This is a genomic window from Luteibacter mycovicinus, assembly GCF_000745235.1.
GTDB lineage: Bacteria > Pseudomonadota > Gammaproteobacteria > Xanthomonadales > Rhodanobacteraceae > Luteibacter > Luteibacter mycovicinus.
In genome coordinates, this window is the sequence record NZ_JQNL01000001.1 from 3,416,489 (window position 1) to 3,432,388 (window position 15,900).

General features: G+C 65.1%; 15 protein-coding genes. 10 read left to right on the forward strand and 5 right to left on the reverse strand.

Going from position 1 to position 15,900, the window contains the following annotated elements:
* The first annotated feature begins 144 nt into the window (after positions 1–144).
* The gene (locus FA85_RS15075) at positions 145–951 is read left to right on the forward strand and encodes an SDR family oxidoreductase (RefSeq protein ID WP_051943916.1); all 807 of its coding nucleotides are present in this window, start codon (positions 145–147) and stop codon (positions 949–951) included.
* Here FA85_RS15075 and FA85_RS15080 read toward each other — a convergent pair.
* The 3 genes from FA85_RS15080 to FA85_RS15090 are packed head-to-tail and all read right to left on the reverse strand — an operon-like array spanning position 942 to position 3,548.
* On the reverse strand, positions 942–1,784 hold the full coding sequence (locus tag FA85_RS15080) for a metallophosphoesterase family protein (RefSeq protein WP_051943915.1): 843 nt from the start codon (positions 1,782–1,784) through the stop codon (positions 942–944). The genes FA85_RS15075 and FA85_RS15080 overlap by 10 nt on opposite strands.
* Positions 1,781–2,728: a diacylglycerol/lipid kinase family protein gene (locus tag FA85_RS15085; protein ID WP_036115397.1), complete on the reverse strand. Its 948-nt coding sequence runs from the start codon at positions 2,726–2,728 to the stop codon at positions 1,781–1,783. Before FA85_RS15085 ends, FA85_RS15080 begins: the two co-directional genes overlap by 4 nt.
* 40 nt (positions 2,729–2,768) lie before the next feature.
* On the reverse strand, positions 2,769–3,548 hold the full coding sequence (locus FA85_RS15090; RefSeq protein ID WP_239708976.1) for a phosphatase PAP2 family protein: 780 nt from the start codon (positions 3,546–3,548) through the stop codon (positions 2,769–2,771).
* Between the two features lie 76 nt (positions 3,549–3,624).
* On the opposite strand from FA85_RS15090, the gene FA85_RS15095 reads away from it, so the two are divergent.
* The 3 genes from FA85_RS15095 (at position 3,625) to prpC (ending at position 7,364) form a co-directional block, all read left to right on the forward strand.
* A complete protein-coding gene (locus tag FA85_RS15095) occupies positions 3,625–5,232 on the forward strand; it encodes an alpha/beta hydrolase (RefSeq protein ID WP_428977050.1) in 1,608 nt (535 codons plus the stop codon).
* 77 nt (positions 5,233–5,309) lie between these two features.
* Complete coding sequence (gene prpB / locus FA85_RS15100; RefSeq protein WP_036115390.1) at positions 5,310–6,197, forward strand: methylisocitrate lyase; 888 nt, start codon at positions 5,310–5,312, stop codon at positions 6,195–6,197.
* Positions 6,198–6,209: 12 nt separating this feature from the next.
* Positions 6,210–7,364, forward strand: coding sequence for a bifunctional 2-methylcitrate synthase/citrate synthase (prpC, locus tag FA85_RS15105; RefSeq protein ID WP_036115388.1), 1,155 nt, complete (start codon positions 6,210–6,212; stop codon positions 7,362–7,364).
* A 159-nt stretch (positions 7,365–7,523) separates the two neighbouring features.
* On the opposite strand, the gene FA85_RS15110 is transcribed toward prpC, so the two are convergent.
* Complete coding sequence (locus FA85_RS15110) at positions 7,524–9,542, reverse strand: NADPH-dependent 2,4-dienoyl-CoA reductase (RefSeq protein WP_036115385.1); 2,019 nt, start codon at positions 9,540–9,542, stop codon at positions 7,524–7,526.
* Between the two features lie 306 nt (positions 9,543–9,848).
* Between FA85_RS15110 and FA85_RS15115 the strand changes: the two genes are divergently transcribed.
* The 6 genes from FA85_RS15115 (at position 9,849) to FA85_RS15140 (ending at position 14,865) form a co-directional block, all read left to right on the forward strand.
* Positions 9,849–10,796 (forward strand): hypothetical protein, encoded by a 948-nt coding sequence (locus FA85_RS15115; protein ID WP_036115382.1) that lies wholly within the window; start codon positions 9,849–9,851, stop codon positions 10,794–10,796.
* 87 nt (positions 10,797–10,883) lie between these two features.
* Positions 10,884–11,249, forward strand: a complete 366-nt coding sequence (locus FA85_RS22445; RefSeq protein WP_240003823.1) for a hypothetical protein — start codon at positions 10,884–10,886, stop codon at positions 11,247–11,249.
* Complete coding sequence (locus FA85_RS15125; protein WP_036115380.1) at positions 11,246–11,929, forward strand: C39 family peptidase; 684 nt, start codon at positions 11,246–11,248, stop codon at positions 11,927–11,929. Before FA85_RS22445 ends, FA85_RS15125 begins: the two co-directional genes overlap by 4 nt.
* Entirely contained in the window at positions 11,926–12,462 is a 537-nt protein-coding gene (locus tag FA85_RS15130; RefSeq protein ID WP_036115377.1) for a hypothetical protein, read from the forward strand. Before FA85_RS15125 ends, FA85_RS15130 begins: the two co-directional genes overlap by 4 nt.
* Positions 12,463–12,465: 3 nt before the next feature.
* A complete protein-coding gene (locus FA85_RS15135; RefSeq protein WP_051943913.1) occupies positions 12,466–13,857 on the forward strand; it encodes an acetate kinase in 1,392 nt (463 codons plus the stop codon).
* A 153-nt stretch (positions 13,858–14,010) separates the two neighbouring features.
* Entirely contained in the window at positions 14,011–14,865 is an 855-nt protein-coding gene (locus tag FA85_RS15140; RefSeq protein ID WP_239708983.1) for an outer membrane protein, read from the forward strand.
* Between the two features lie 85 nt (positions 14,866–14,950).
* Here FA85_RS15140 and FA85_RS15145 read toward each other — a convergent pair whose 3' ends face one another.
* On the reverse strand, positions 14,951–15,628 hold the full coding sequence (locus tag FA85_RS15145; protein ID WP_036115371.1) for a TerC family protein: 678 nt from the start codon (positions 15,626–15,628) through the stop codon (positions 14,951–14,953).
* Positions 15,629–15,900 lie beyond the last annotated feature (272 nt).

Consider the following 15,900-nt stretch of genomic DNA (forward strand, 5'->3'; position numbering starts at 1 on the left):
GGCAGCAAGCGTAGCGCGAGCCGCCTGAGCGTTTCGTTCAGGAATTCGCGGTTTTCTGTCGCCTCTGATCGTTGCTCAGCGTGACGTTCCCTGCACGGGGCGACGCAGAGCATCGGCGGCGAACTCCCTGAAGAGACATGACCCATGGTGGCAGCAAAGAAAGCCGCGCCTATACCCTCCGCCGCGACGAGTGAGTGGCCCGGCAAGGTCGTACTTGTGACGGGCGGTGCGCAAGGTGTGGGCAAGGGCATCGCGGAAGCGGTACTGGCCGCCGGTGGCTCCGTGGTCATCGGCGATCTGGATGCCGAAGCCGGCAAGGCCTGTATCGACGAATGGGACGCGGGCGAGCGCGCCGCGTTTCTCGTGCTGGATGTCGCGAAGGAAGCGAGTGTCAGGCGTTTCGTGGCCTCGTCATTGCGACGCTTCGGTCGCATCGATGGCCTGGTCAATAACGCAGGCATCGCCAACCCTGTGAACGGTCCGATCGAGAAGCTCGACTGGACCGAATGGAAGCGGCGCATCGATACGAACCTCGGTGGGACCTTTCTCTGCAGCAAGCACGCCTTGCCGGCGTTGAAAAAGAGCAACGGCGCCATCGTCAATATTTCCTCGTCGCGCGCGCACCAGTCCGAGCCTGACACGGAAGCCTATGCGGCGAGCAAGGGCGGCATCGTCGCGTTGACGCACGCGCTCGCGATCAGTGTGGGACCGGTTCGCGTCAATGCGATCAATCCGGGGTGGATCGTGGTGGATGACTGGAAGAAGCCATCGGCGCGCCATAAGCCGAAGCTGTCAGCGGCGGATCATGCGCAGCACCCGGTCGGGCGGGCGGGTATCCCGCCGGACATCGGTGCGCTGGCGGTATTCCTGCTGTCGTCGCAGGCGGGGTTCATCACCGGCGAGAACTTCACCGTCGACGGTGGGGTTGCGCGGAAGATGCATTACGTCTGAAGCCCTGCCGACGATGGGATGCCGCTGTACCGCTGAAGAGGCACGGTCGTCTTCCCGCCGGGATCGAAGCGCCCGTTGGCCTCGTTGTAATCCCATTGCTCGACCACGCATGTCGAGCGATCGGTGGTCGGGTCGTGGCGAATGACATTGAAAGAGTTGCTGATTCCCTCGCGAATGCGCGTCGACAACGCCGTGCCCGCCTGTACCGACCACAACTCACTGGACAGTGCACGCTGTTCGGTATTGAGCGGCCTGACATAAGGCAGGTGGATGTGTCCGCCGAGCACAAGGTCGGCGCCGGCGGCGGCCCAGGCGGCGATCGCGCGCTCGTGGTTGATCAGAAGGTTCTCGACATCCTTCTCTCGTATCACATGGACTGGCTGGTGCGTTACGACGACGCGCAACTGATCGGCGGTGGCCTCGCGTAGCCGCTGGCTGACGCGTTCGATCTGCGCATCGGATACCTCGCCGTTCTTGTGCCGGTGCGCCCGGACGGTGTTGACGCCGATGACGAGCAACGCGTCGTCCGTGTGCCCGGGCTCCAGGTTTGCCCCGAAGACGCGGCGGAAACCACCGAACGGATCGAAGACGCGCGCGAAGACGTTCAGTAGCGGGACGTCGTGGTTTCCAGGAATCACAAGGGTAGGGCGCCCGTAGCCGTCGATGAAACGGCGGGCGGCATCGAACTGGCTGCGCCGCGCGCGCTGCGTCACGTCACCGGAAAGTATGACGAGATCCGGCCGCATCGAGATGATCAGTTCGCTCAGTGCCGACACCACGTCGGGACGCTCGGTGCCGAAGTGCGTATCGGAAATCTGTACCAGCGTGCTCAACCCGGATCCTCCCCTGGCTGGCGTTCACCATGGGTAAGCAGCACGAGCGGGCGCGGCGCGGCGCGGAAGACGATAGGCGGATCGAGCCAGACGATCTCGCCGTCGACGGCCACCTTGATCTTCGCCCGGTGGTGTTTCGGTTTGACGGTGATCTCGCGAAACGGAAAGCTGACGACGTCGTCCGCTTCGCCGAGCTTGCCCAGGGCGCCGCTGAGTATGAGGCGGAGCATGGTGAGCTTGCCGATGGGCTTGAGCACGAGTCCGGCCAGCGTGCCATCGTTGCGATGCACGTCCACCGCCTCGGGCAGACCGATTTTCTCCAGCTGCAGCGCATTGTTACCGACGAACAGTGTCGGCGTGCGCAGCTGACGCGACCGCGTGCCGTCGGTCACTTCGACGCGAAGCGGCCGGAAACCCTTCATCAGCGTCGACAGGCCCGACCACAACGCTACGATGCGGTGCCGGCCGAAACGCTGTTTCCACGTCTCGCGGTCTTCGAGCACCTGCGGGTAGAGACCGAGGCTCGCATTCACCAGGAACACGCGATCGTTGACCATGCCGATCTGCGCGTTGATCGGCGTAGACCGCACGAGCGCCTCGGCGGCGCCGCGGGTGTCCGTCGGAATGCCGTGCGTCCGGCCGACGAAGTTGAAGGTACCTTGCGGCAGGATGCCCATGGTCAGCTGTTCGCGCCACGCCGCGGCGGCAACGCAGTTGATGGTGCCGTCGCCGCCCGCGGCCACGATCGCGCCACCCTGTTCGCTGGCGTAAGCGGCGGCGTCGCGGACGACGTCGACGATGTCGTGCTCGTCGTCGATGAGAAAAAACGCATGAGGATGTCCGGCGGCATCGAGAATCGAGGCGATCTCGTCGCGTGCCGCCGCGGCGTCCTGTCGGCCGGAGCCGGCATTCATGACAATGGCGAAAGAGACTGGACTGGACATCGCTGGATCGAAGCATTCGCCTCGTTACGGCCGCATGAAATTACGTCCTGGCCTGCCGGCCCTCGCGAAGGCGGAGGTATTCCGCGCTGCCGACACACAGCGTGACCCAGGCAAGGCCCGTGGCGTATCCCGCCATCACGTCGCTGAAGTAATGCACCTGGAGCAGGATGCGGCTGATACCGACCACCGTGATCATGGCCACGGCAGCGATCACGATGAGCCGGTGCCAGCGAGGTGGGCAAAGCACCAGCAGGACATACGCGAGCATGCCGTAGAACACCATCGATCCCGATGCATGGCCACTGGGAAAGCTGTAACTGTGTTCGACGATGAAGCCATGGTCGTGCAGCGGCCGTTCGCGCTGGAACCAGCCCTTGAGCGCACTGTTGATTGCGGCGGTGCCGACCAGCGTGGCGATCCAGGTGATGGCGAGGCGCACGTGCCGGCGAAGCAACAGCGCGAGGAAGACGACGCCCGTGGCCACGCCGACGACGACGGGATCGCCCGTATGGGTGACCCAGGCGATCGCACGCAGCACGGGCAGGGGCAGGTTGGCGCGCAGGTCGGCGGCGAGGCTGGCGTCGAAGACGGTCAGGCCTGCCTGCTCGCGAACCTCCACCGCGATCGCCGTGGCGATCACCAGCATGGCGACGATGACGACCATGGCGGTCGTGGGGCGCAGGAAGGCGCGGGCCGCCGGGTCCAGTCCTTCTCGCCGCCGTACGGCGCGGCGCCACGCCACGTCGGCGCCCAGCAGGGCGGCGACCAGAAGGAGCGCCCAGACCGACAGGGCGTGGCGGCTGATCCAATCCAATGGCACTGCGATCACTCCTCGTCTCATGGCAGGATCGGCATGTTGCCACGCCGCGACCTCGCGGCTCGAAAAGGGGATGAACATGTCGAAGGTTTCGTCGGCTCGCGCGGTGCTCGCGCTGGCCCTTCTCGCGGGCGCTGCCTCCGCCGTTCATGCCGACGGCGCGCCGCTGGCGCATCGCATCGTGCGCGTCGGCCTGCCGGCGGCAAGCCAGGGCACTTCCGGCCGCCTGATCCTGTTCGCCATGCCCGCTTCGGCTGCGAAGGACGGCAAGGCGGAAGAAGTGGACACCAACCCGTTCCAGCCGACCGCGGTGTCGGTCGCGGCCAGGGACGTCGGCTGGATCGGTGGCGGCCAGACGGTCGATCTCGACACGGACGGCGAGGCGTTCCCCGCGGGCTTTTCGAGCCTTCCTTCAGGCGATTACCTTATCCAGGCCGTGCTCGACGTGGGGCATGACTACAACTACAGCGGACGCCATGCCGGCGATCTGATCAGCCCGGTCACGGCCGTCAGGCTGACGCCGGGCGATAGCCTGCCCACGCTCACTCTCGATACCACCGTGCCCGCGAAGGACCCCTGGAACCTGTCGCCGGCGGCACCGCAGGCAATCCGCGACGCGCTGCCCGAGGCGCGCAAGCATGCGCATGCGGAGGTGTTCGAGAGTCCCGCTCTGACGGCTTTCGCCGGTCGCCCCCTGTCGATCCGTGCCTGGGTCCTCACGCCGCCCGGCTATGACCCCAAAGCCTCGACACGTTATCCCACGGTCTATCTGACACACGGCTTCGGGGGTGGCTTCGACCGGTTCACGGGGACCATCGCGTCGGTATGGTCGGCCATGGCCAACAAGCAGATGCCACCGATGATCTGGGTCCTGCTCGATGAATCCGGTCCTACGGGTACGCACGAATTCGCCGATTCGGTGAACAACGGTCCGTGGGGCCAGGCGCTGACCACGGAATACATCCCGTGGCTGGAGGCCCGCTACAAGATGGACGCCAGGGTGAGCGGTCGCTTCCTCAATGGTCATTCGTCCGGCGGCTGGGCCACGCTGTGGCTGCAGACGCGTTATCCGAAGGTGTTCGGCGGCACCTGGTCGACCTCTCCGGATCCGAGCGATTTCCACGACTTCACCGGCATCGACCTCTACGCGCCCCACGCCAACGCCTATAAAGCGGCCGATGGCACGCCGTACCCCCTGATCCGCGACAAGGGCAAGGTGATCGCCACGTTCGAGACCTTCGCGCATCTCGAGCGCGTGCTCGGCGCCTATGGTGGCCAGCTGGCATCGTTCGAGTGGGTGTTCTCGCCGCGCGGCGCCGACGGACGGCCGCAGCCGATGTTCAATCGCGATACCGGCGCGATCGATGCGAATGTCGTCGCGTACTGGCGCGACCATTACGACATCGCCCAGCGCATGCGCACACAGTGGCCGTCGCTCAGGCCCGACCTGGACGGAAAGATCCATCTGATCGTCGGCACGGCCGACACGTTCTACCTCGATGGGTCGGCGAAGTTGCTCAAGGACACGCTCGACGGCCTGCACGCGAAGAGCGATTTCCGGTTCCTGCCCGGAAAGACGCATTTCGACCTCTATACCGAAGGGGATGACCGACAGGCCTTGCTGAAGAAGATCGCCTGGGAGATGTACGGGGTAGCGCGGCCGGGGCAGGGCAAGCCCGGAGGTTGAGGCCTGTCACGCCGCGACGCAGCAAGGCCTTCACCACGGGCTGGGCTAAAATGCCGGTCTTTGCCCCGGAGAGTTTCATGGCGCAGCTTCCCTCGGCCGGCGGCCGCTTCCGTGCCGCGCTTGCGGCGGAACAGCCCCTGCAGGTCATTGGCGCGATCAACGCCAACCACGCGTTGCTGGCGAAGCGCGCCGGGTTTCGCGCTATCTACCTTTCCGGCGGCGGTGTGGCGGCGGGTTCGCTGGGCCTGCCCGACCTGGGCATCAACACGCTGGACGACGTACTCACCGACGTGCGTCGCATCACCGACGTGTGCGACCTGCCGTTGATGGTCGATATCGACACGGGGTTCGGCCCGAGCGCGTTCAATATCGCGCGCACCGTCAAAAGCCTGATCAAGTTCGGCGCCGCGGCCTGCCACATCGAAGACCAGGTCGGCGCGAAGCGCTGCGGTCACCGGCCCGGCAAGGAAATCGTCACGACCGAGGAAATGGCCGATCGCGTCAAGGCCGCCGCCGATGCGAAGACCGATCCGGACTTCTTCCTGATCGCGCGCACCGATGCCATCGCCGTGCTCGGCGTGGATGCCGCCATCGACCGTGCCATCGCCTGCGTGGAAGCGGGCGCCGACGCGATCTTCGCCGAGGCCGCCTACGACCTGCCGACGTACAAGCGTTTCGTCGATGCGGTCAACGTGCCCGTGCTGGCCAATATCACGGAGTTCGGCCAGACGCCGCTGTTCAGCACCGAGGAGCTCGGGAGTGTCGGCGTCGGCATCGTCCTGTATCCGCTTTCCGCGTTCCGCGCCATGAACAAGGCCGCCGAGAACGTGTACACCAGCATCCGCCGCGACGGTCACCAGCGCAACGTCATCGACACGATGCAGACGCGCGAAGAACTGTACGACCGCATCGGCTACCACGACTACGAGCGTCACCTCGACGCGCTGTTCTCTAAGAAGGGTTAAGGAGAGTCACTCATGAGCGACACCGCAACCACCACCGGCCCGAAGCCGAAGAAATCCGTCGCATTGTCCGGCATCGCCGCCGGCAATACCGCGCTGTGCACGGTCGGCCGCAGCGGCAATGACCTGCACTACCGTGGTTACGATATCCATGACCTCGCCGCGAAGGGCTCGTTTGAAGAGGTGGCCTACCTTCTCGTCCATGGCGTCTTGCCGAACTGGATGGAGCTCAACGCCTATCGGGCCAAGCTGAAGCGCCTGCGCGGTTTGCCTGCGCCCGTCAAGGCCTCGCTGGAACTGCTGCCGGCGGCCACGCACCCGATGGACGTGATGCGCACCGGTGCGTCGGTGCTCGGCACCGTGCTGCCGGAGAAGGACGATCACAATGTGACGGGCGCGCGCGACATCGCCGATCGTCTCATGGCGAGCTTCGGTTCGATCCTGCTGTACTGGTACCACTTCAGCCACAACGGCAAGCGCATCGAGACGGAGACCGAAGACGACTCGATCGCCGGGCACTTCCTGCATCTGCTGCACGGTCGCAAGCCGAGCGATCTGCACTCGCACGCGCTCGACCGTTCGCTGGTGCTGTATGCCGAGCATGAGTTCAACGCCAGCACGTTCGCGGCGCGTGTCATCGCCGGCACCGGTTCGGACATGTATTCGGCCATCACCGGCGCCATCGGTGCGCTTCGCGGTCCCAAGCACGGCGGTGCCAACGAGGTCGCGATGGAAATCATCGCGCGCTACCGCGATGCCGGTGAGGCGGAAGCCGATATCCGTGCGCGCGTGGAGCGGAAGGAGATCATCATCGGATTCGGGCATCCGGTGTACACCGTGTCCGATCCGCGCAACGAAATCATCAAGGAAATCGCGCGCAAGCTCTGCACCGACGGTGGCAATCCGCGTCTGTTCGAGGTGTCGGAGAAGATCGAGAAGCTGATGTGGGATCTGAAAAAGATGTTCCCCAACCTCGACTGGTACTCGGCGTCGGCGTACCACATGATGGGTGTGCCGACGGCGATGTTCACGCCGTTGTTCGTCATCGCGCGTACGTCGGGCTGGAGCGCCCACGTGATCGAGCAGCGTCAGGACGGCAAGATCATTCGTCCGAGCGCGAATTACACGGGGCCGGAAGACCAGGTGTATACGCCGATCGAGAAGCGCTGAATCGAGGCGGCATTGCCGCGTCGTTATTGATTCGCGCGCAGGGCGCTCCTACCAAAGCCGCGTTGTCGCTCCTACGAGAGCCGCATTGTAGGAGCGCGCCCTGCGCGCGAAAGGCCGACAGCGCGATGACGCCGCGCCCCGGCTACCCCGCGGACAACCTCAGATCTCCGCCGCCATCCGCGTCGCCCGGTCGATCGCCCGCTTGGCATCCAGTTCGGCCGCGACATCCGCGCCACCGACGAGTCGCACGTCGATACCGCGCTCCAGCAACGCATCGTGCAGGGCACGGTTCGGCTCCTGCCCTGCGCATACGATGATGTTGTCCACCTCGAGCACCTGCGGCTGTCCGTCGATGATCACGTGCAGTCCGGCATCGTCGATGCGTTCATAGGTCACGCCGCCGATCATCTTCACGCGCTTGTTCTTCAGCGTCGCGCGGTGCACCCAGCCGGAGGTCTTGTTGAGACGGGCGCCGGGGCGTCCCGCACTGCGCTGCAGCAGCCACACGTCGCGTTCGGGCTTCTCAGGCGACGCCGGCATCAATCCTCCCGGCGTCGCCATCGTCATGTCGACGCCCCACTCCTTCGTCCAGCGCGCGATGTCCGTGGTGGGGGAGGGGATTTCTTCGGTGAGAAATTCGGAGACATCGAAGCCGATACCGCCGGCTCCGATCACGGCCACTTTGCCGCCGACCGGCGCATTGCCGTGAAGCACGTCGAGGTAGCTGAGCACCTTGCGATGATCGGCTCCGGGAATCGACAAGGGGCGGGGCAACACGCCGGTAGCGAGAATCACGGTGTCGAATCCTCCGGCCGCCAGCGTGTCCACGCTGGCATCGGCGCCAAGCTGGCGCGTGACGCCCGTTTCCGTCAGGCGGTGATCGAAGTAGCGCAGGGTTTCCTGGAATTCTTCCTTGCCCGGAATGCGTTTGGCCATGTTGAACTGACCGCCGATCTCGTGGGCCCGATCGAACAGCGTGACGGCGTGTCCGCGCTCGGCCAGTGTCGTAGCGGCGGCGAGTCCCGCCGGACCGGCGCCTACCACGGCGACGCGTTTTTTCGCGGTGGTGGGGAGAATCTTCAGTTCGGTTTCATGGCAGGCACGCGGGTTGACCAGACACGACGCGCGGCGATTCTCGAACACGTGGTCGAGGCAGGCCTGGTTGCAGGCGATGCAGGTGTTGATGGTCTGCGGGCGTGAGGCGCGCGCCTTGTTCACCCACTCCGGGTCGGCGAGCAGGGGGCGTGCCATCGACACCATGTCCGCATCGCCGTCGGCAAGAATCCGTTCGGCGACATCGGGCATGTTGATGCGGTTGGTGGTAACCAGCGGAATGCCGACTTCGCCTTTCATGCGGCGCGTGACCCATGAAAAGGCGCCACGCGGCACACTGGTCACGATGGTGGGGATGCGCGCCTCGTGCCAGCCGATGCCCGTGTTGATGATGGTCGCCCCGGCGGCTTCGATGGCCTTGCCGAGCGTGACGATATCCGCCCACGGCTGCGCATCGTCGACGAGGTCGAGCATCGAGAGCCGGTAGATGATGATGAAGTCCTTCCCTACCGCCTCACGCATACGCCGAACGATCTCAATAGGGAAGCGCATGCGATTCTCCGCCGAGCCACCCCAGCGATCCGTGCGCTTGTTGGTCCGCGCGGTCAGGAACTGGTTGATGAGGTAGCCCTCGGAGCCCATGACCTCGACGCCGTCGTAGCCAGCGTCGCGGGCGAGCTTCGCACTGCGGACGAAGGCGTCGATGGTGCGCTCGACGCCACGTGTGCCGAGCGCCCTCGGCGTGAACGGCGTGATCGGCGATTTGATCTTCGATGGCGCGACGGACAATGGCTGATAGGCGTAGCGACCGGCGTGGAGAATCTGCATGCAGATCTTGCCGCCCTCCGCGTGGACGGCGGCGGTGACCTTGCGGTGGCGCGCCACGTGCCAGGGCATCGACATCGTTCCCGACAACGGCTTCAGCCAGCCCTGGATGTTGGGCGCGATGCCGCCGGTGACGATCAGGCCGACGCCGCCACGGGCACGCTCGGCGAAAAAAGCCGCCAGCTTGTCGTAGTCGGCCGCCTTGTCCTCCAGGCCCGTATGCATCGAGCCCATCAGCACGCGGTTGCGCAGGGTGGTGAAGCCGAGGTCGAGCGGGGCGAGCAGGTGGGGATAGGACACGGTCGGATCCGGTTCAAACGATCGTTCGAATGATTACCGGATCGGGGGCGCGGAGCAAGGGCGGGCGCAGCAATGACCGACGAGGACCGGGCTAACCCATGGGCGTTACGGCGTGTATCGCGGCCGTTACAAATCGCGTCTTCCGGCCAGGTGCGAAAAGCGCCCGAAGCCGCCTCGGAACAGGGTCTCGTGCAAGCGACGACACAAGGCACGCAACTTGCTGCGCCTTATCACCCGGCGCGTTGGCAGGGCGCCCGGCGATCACGACGAAACAGGGGTTTCGCGTCGCTCACAGGAGACTTTCCCATGCGTAAGACCTTCATTGCCACGGCGATCTGCCTCGCTCTCGGATTCGCCCTGCCGGCCGTTGCCCAGGACAGCAGCCAGACCGGAGCAGCGGGCGCCACCGCCCAGCGTAACTCGACGGCGTATCAGTACTCGGACAGCTCGACCTATTCCGATAGCTCGACTCACAGCAACACGACGACGAACACCACCTGGGGTTCGTACAACACGACGAATGCCATTTCCGACACCACGCTCAACGGGAGTGTCAGCGGCGTCACCGTCAGTGGCATCGGCAACAACGCCTATAACTACGGATCCGCAGCCGGTGGACGCGGCGGATCCGGCGGCGCCGGCTACGGGGCCACGGGATATGGCGGCGACGGCGGAGCTGGCGGCAGCGGCGGCAACGCGCGTGCGCGCGGCGCGGTCGGCGGCGACGGCAGTGCGTCGTCCAGCAGTGGCGATGCGGGCTCCCTGACCGCATCGGCAGGCGGGAACGCCTCCGGCAACGGCGGCAACTCCAACGGTGACGGCGGTGCCGCGCGGTCTCGCGGCGCGGGCGGCGGTGCGCCGACGGGTGGTTCCACGGCCGGCACGGGTGGCGCGAGCGCGAGCACCGGTGGCGCGGGCACGTCGGGCGATGCCACGGCCATGGCGGCGGGTGGCGCATCGACAGGAACGGGCGGCGCGGGCGGCACGGCGACGTCCGCCGCGGGCGCCGGAGGTGCGGGCGCGGCGGCGGGTGACGGCACGGGCGGTGCGGGTTCCGGCGCGACCGGTGGCGCGGGCGGCGCGGGCGGTACGTCGATGGCGGACGCGGGCAGCTTCAGCATGGCCAATAGCATGGGCAGTGCGGGCGCGGCAGCGGCGGGCATCTCGAACTTTGCGCAGAACAGCGGCGCGGCGTCGCTGATCCAGCAGGGTGTCAACGTTCAGGCCAATCTCAGCGTGGGCTCGTCGCCCTGACGCATCGGGTGGGCAAAGGGAGCCACGGGGCGCGTGTCGCTCCGTGGCGATCCGAAGGGACATCGAACGACCTTCAGGAGAGCACCCATGTGGCAGCAATACCGGTATCGAAGGTGCGCGGTGCTGAGTTTCATCAGTATCGCGTTTTCCAGCGGAGCGGCGATGGCCGCGCCGCCAGCGGAAAAAACGCCACCGCCGGGCTTTGGCGCGGCGGTCCCCGCCGACACGCTGAAGGCGATGAGTGGCGGCAGCAACGTCACCAACAACGTCAGTCAGCAGACCCTCAACGGGACGATGAGTGACACGGAGGCACGGGACACCGTAAGCGGCGGAAACATCGTGTCCGGTAGCGCGTTCGGCAACGCGGCGGGCCTGCCCACGGTGATCCAGAACTCCGGCAACAATGTGTTGATCCAGAATGCCACGATCGTCAACGTGCGGATGAATCCATGAAGATCGTCTGCGCGCTGGCCCTGCTCGTCATGCTCCCGGCTCCCGCCGTCAGCGCGATGAAGGCCGATGTGCAGACCGGGCAGGGTACGTCGTATCCGGTCCGGTTGACGAGCCTCAAGGAAGCGCGGTTCCGCAACACCATCCGACAGAAATACGACTTCAGCTGCGGATCGGCCGCAGTGGCGACGTTGCTTACGTATCAGTACGGTTATCCGGTCGACGAGCAATCCGCGTTCGACGTGATGTACGCGAATGGCGATCGCGCGAAGATCGGGCGCGAGGGATTCTCCCTGCTGGACATCAAACGCTTTCTCGCGTCGCGCGGCTTCGAGGCGGATGGTTTCGACGTCCCGCTCGACAAACTGGACGTCGACGGCATCCCTGCCATCGTGTTGATCAACGAGCGCGGGTATCACCATTTCGTGGTGGTGAAAGGGTACAAGGCTGGACGTGTCCTGGTCGGCGACCCGGCACGCGGAACGCGCTCGATGTCCAGGCGCCGTTTCGACGCGATGTGGACCAATCACATCGTTTTCGTCATTCACAACGAACGCGACCGCGCCATCTTCAACAGTCCGCGTGACTGGGCGGTCGCTCCCGTGGCACCGATCTCCGGGAGTATCGAGCGTAACGGGCTCGCGCCGATCGTGATGCCCAAGCGCGGACCGGGGGACATATGAACACCCGACTTTTCCGGCGGCTGCCGATCGCGTGCGCACTTGCCTGCGCCAGCGCGCACGCAGTGGACTTTCCGGTAAATCGCGCCGTGGCGGACGCCGAGCTGGACCGCATCCGCGGCGGTTTCGACCTCGGGGACAACCTCAAGGTGTCGTTCGTGCTCCAGCGCACGGTACTCATCAATGGCATGGAGGCGCTGCGCACCACCATCTCGGTGCCGGACGTCGCCGCGATCACCCACGATCAGGCGATGGCGCTGCAGAGCGCACTGCAGACCATGGTCATCACCAATGGTGCCGGTGGCATCGGGAGTCAGTCGCCGGCGGTGTCGCCTGCGCCAGCGACCGCGGCGGTCGTTACCGCGGTCCTGCCGAACTCGATAACGCCGGGTCTCGTCATCCAGAACTCGCTTGACAACCAGGCCATCACGGCCAACACGACGATCGATGCGTCCGTGAACACGGCACGCATGCTGCAGAACATGCGTGTGGCGGAGTCGGTCAACGATGCGGTGATTCAATCTCGGGGGAACTGACGCATGTATCGCAATGGCAGGGTGATGCAGGCAAAAACGTGCGCGGGCGCCCTGGTGCTTGCGGTTCTGCCGATGTGGATCGGCGCGTGCCTCGCGCAGGGATCCGCGGTGGATCCGGCGCTGCGCGAGAAGATCGAATCGCAGGGACGGAAGATCGACGCGATGCGCAGCCGCATGGCCGAGCAGCTGGCGGAGCTCGAGCAGATGAAGCGCGAGCTGGCGTCGCAGGAGGTGCAGTACAACGACCTGCGCAAGGCGATCGGCCTGAACGCCCTGGAGAACGCACGCGGCGGATCGGCGGCGGTCGCCAACCCCGATGCACAGGCACCCTTGCCGCAGGAACGGTCCGATGGTCTTCCGCCGTCGACTCCCGTGATGGCGACATCCCCGCAGACGGTCGCGACGCAGCCGGTCGGCAAGCGACCCGAAGAGGACGAGAGGCCGCCCGAGGTCGCGCCCATCTTCGACCAGCCGGGTGTGCTCACGCCACGCGGCAAGCTCATCATCGAACCGTCGTACCAGTACGGTTATTCATCGAGTGACCGCGTTGCGCTGGTGGGCTACACCGTCATTCCCGCGATCCTCATCGGCCTGGTCGATGTGCGCCAGGTCAAGACGACCACGCAGACCGGGGCGCTGGCCTTTCGCTACGGACTGACCAACCGCATGGAGCTGGAGATACGCGTGCCTTACGTGGACACGCACACCGACACGATCAGCCGGGAGATCTTCACCGGGACGGCACAGGACAATCTCTTTACCACCAGCGGCAAAGGTATCGGCGACGTGGAGGCCACGTTGCGCTACCAGATCAACGACGGCGGTGCGGACAAGCCGTATTACATCGGCTGGTTCCGCGCAAAGTCGCGCACCGGTCGCGATCCGTTCGACGTCACCAGCGACTGTGTGACGCGCTGCGTACAAAATGTCACGGGCACCGGGCTTCCGTTGCAGAGTCCGACCGGGTCGGGCTTCTACTCGGCGCAGCTGGGCATGACGTGGCTGTATCCGTCCGATCCGGTCGTGTTTTTCGGCAACATCAGCTATTTGCACAACTTCGAGCGGAAGAACGTCAGCCGCAACGTCCTGCTTGCCGGAGAGCAGTTTCTTGGCGACGTGAAAGCGGGCGATATCGCGGATATCAGCATCGGCATGGGCCTGTCACTCAATGAAAAGGCGTCGATCAGTATCGGCTACGACCAGGCCTTCGTTGCCCGTACGGAGCAAAACGGGCATCCGCTGCCGGGCTCGGCGCGCGCCACGCTGGGGTCGCTCCTGATCGGCGGTTCGTATCGCTACAACGCGAAAGAAACGCTCAACGTCACCCTCGGTGTCGGTGTTACCCGCGATACGCCGGATACGACGATTACGGTGCGCCTACCCATCACCTTGTGATGCCGGTCGCACTTTCACCTGAATTTCATGAAAAAAAGCCTCGCGTTTCAAACACGCGAAGGTTCCCGTGCACGCCGCGCACACACAACCGTTCGTTAAGATTTCAAACGGGGGTTACTAACAATCTTGAAACATTTGCAGGGAGTTTTGTTCATGCGCACTGGTCACAATCGTTACGGCAAGTTCACCGCGGGTCTTGCCATCGCTTCGCTCGCCGCCTTCGGAGCGGCCGCGCATGCGCAGGACAGCGAGAAGAAGTCGCAGTCGCCGGCTCTCGATAACGTGAGCGTCTGGGTCGGTGGTTACTACACCAACAATGACACCACGATCGGCGCGAAGACCGGCATTCTGAACACCAGCGGCGACGTCAATCTCGAAGACGATCTCGACTTCAAGAAGCACAAGACGGTGCCGCGCGTCCGCCTCGATTTCCTCATCGGCGCCCACCAGGGCTTCGCGTTCGACTATTACGAGGTCGATCGTTCGCACTCCAAGTCGCTGGACGAGCAGATCAATTTCCTCGGCAACCCGATCAGCGCGGCCGCGCAGGTCAAGGGCGACCTGAAGTTCACCTTCGGCAGCGCCGCCTACAAGTGGTGGTTCGGCACGGGCAACGACGTGTTCGGCCTCGGTCTGGGTGCGGCGTACTACAAGATCGACGCCAGCATCGACGCGAACGCGTCGGCATTCGGCCAGAACTTCTCCAGCAGCAACTCCACCAAGACGAATGCCTGGGCGCCCAACCTGCAGATCGGCTGGCGTCACGCGTTCAGCGATCAGCTCCGCATGTACCTCAATGCGTCGGGCGTGAAGAAGAACGGTGGCTCGCTCAACGGCCATATCTATGACGTCGCGCTCGGCCTCGAGTGGTTCCCGTGGCAGAACGTCGGCTTCGGTGCGGAATACGCCTATACCCGCATCAAGCTCAACCAGGACAAGAGCCGTTACGACCTGGACCTCGACATGAAGCTCAACGGACCGGCTGCCTACGTCCGCTTCCGCTTCTGACCAGCCGGTTGGCGGGCGGCGTGATGCCGTCCGCCTCGCCGGGGGGAATCCTGGGCCGCCTTCGGGCGGCCCGTTTTTTTAGCGCTCAGGCGTGCTTCGCCGCGTTGCGACGGGCCCGGAGCCATCCGCCACCACAGATGCCGATGACCAGCACGGCGTCGAGCAGCCACGGCGCCCAGGGGCGTGCATCGAACCAGGGGGCCACCAGACCGTCGTGGGCGATCATGCGCGCCGCCGTCCATGCGATGGCCGCGGCTCCGATGTAAATCACGACAGGGAAGCGCTCGATCAGTTTCAGGATGAGCGTCGATCCCCACACCACCAGCGGCACGCTGATGGCCAGACCGAGCACGACCAGACCCATGTGGCCCTTGGCCGCCCCGGCGATCGCCAGGACGTTGTCCAGGCCCATCAGGGCATCGGCAACGACGATCGTGCGGATGGCGGCCCAGAAGCCCGACGCGGCGCTGACCTCGGGGTCGTGGTCGTCGTGCTTGAGCAGCTTCCACGCGATCGGGATGAGCAGGGCGCCGCCGACCAGCATCAGGCCAGGCAGCTTCAGCAGCCAGATGACCGCGAAGGTCAGCAGGATGCGCAGGGCGATGGCGCCGAAGGTGCCCCAGAACACGGCCTTCTTCTGGAGCTCTTTAGGCAGGTTGCGCGCCGCCAGGGCGATGACGATCGCGTTGTCGCCCGCCAGGACCAGGTCCAGCAGGATGATGGCGGCGAGGCCGGAGAAAAATTCGGGGGTGAGGAAATCCATGCTTGGTGGCCTTCGCGCGTGGTGAGATCGAATGCGGCGGCAACGGGTACGCGCGCCCGTCGTCACCACAAAAGTCTCGTTCCTGGCACGGAAGCCACCGCGACGACCGGGGTGCGTGGGGCACCCGTATTGACGACCGTCGCGCACGAAGCCCGGGGACTCCGTGGAACTACTCCCCTTCGGGTTGGTAGTGGAGCGCATTGTGCGGCTTGGGATGCACTGCGGCAAGACATTCCCCCGGGGGCACCGGTTAAAATCGGCGGCTAACCCAA

What these genes read in the sequence shown, in the direction of transcription:
- FA85_RS15145 (WP_036115371.1), bottom strand. Translation starts at nt 15,628, where the DNA reads ATGGATTTCCTCACCCCCGAATTTTTCTCCGGCCTCGCCGCCATCATC.
- prpC (WP_036115388.1), top strand. Translation starts at nt 6,210, where the DNA reads ATGAGCGACACCGCAACCACCACCGGCCCGAAGCCGAAGAAATCCGTC.
- FA85_RS15130 (WP_036115377.1), top strand. Translation starts at nt 11,926, where the DNA reads ATGAACACCCGACTTTTCCGGCGGCTGCCGATCGCGTGCGCACTTGCC.
- FA85_RS15125 (WP_036115380.1), top strand. Translation starts at nt 11,246, where the DNA reads ATGAAGATCGTCTGCGCGCTGGCCCTGCTCGTCATGCTCCCGGCTCCC.
- prpB (WP_036115390.1), top strand. Translation starts at nt 5,310, where the DNA reads ATGGCGCAGCTTCCCTCGGCCGGCGGCCGCTTCCGTGCCGCGCTTGCG.
- FA85_RS15140 (WP_239708983.1), top strand. Translation starts at nt 14,011, where the DNA reads ATGCGCACTGGTCACAATCGTTACGGCAAGTTCACCGCGGGTCTTGCC.
- FA85_RS15075 (WP_051943916.1), top strand. Translation starts at nt 145, where the DNA reads ATGGTGGCAGCAAAGAAAGCCGCGCCTATACCCTCCGCCGCGACGAGT.
- FA85_RS15095 (WP_428977050.1), top strand. Translation starts at nt 3,625, where the DNA reads ATGTCGAAGGTTTCGTCGGCTCGCGCGGTGCTCGCGCTGGCCCTTCTC.
- FA85_RS22445 (WP_240003823.1), top strand. Translation starts at nt 10,884, where the DNA reads ATGTGGCAGCAATACCGGTATCGAAGGTGCGCGGTGCTGAGTTTCATC.
- FA85_RS15085 (WP_036115397.1), bottom strand. Translation starts at nt 2,728, where the DNA reads ATGTCCAGTCCAGTCTCTTTCGCCATTGTCATGAATGCCGGCTCCGGC.
- FA85_RS15135 (WP_051943913.1), top strand. Translation starts at nt 12,466, where the DNA reads ATGTATCGCAATGGCAGGGTGATGCAGGCAAAAACGTGCGCGGGCGCC.
- FA85_RS15115 (WP_036115382.1), top strand. Translation starts at nt 9,849, where the DNA reads ATGCGTAAGACCTTCATTGCCACGGCGATCTGCCTCGCTCTCGGATTC.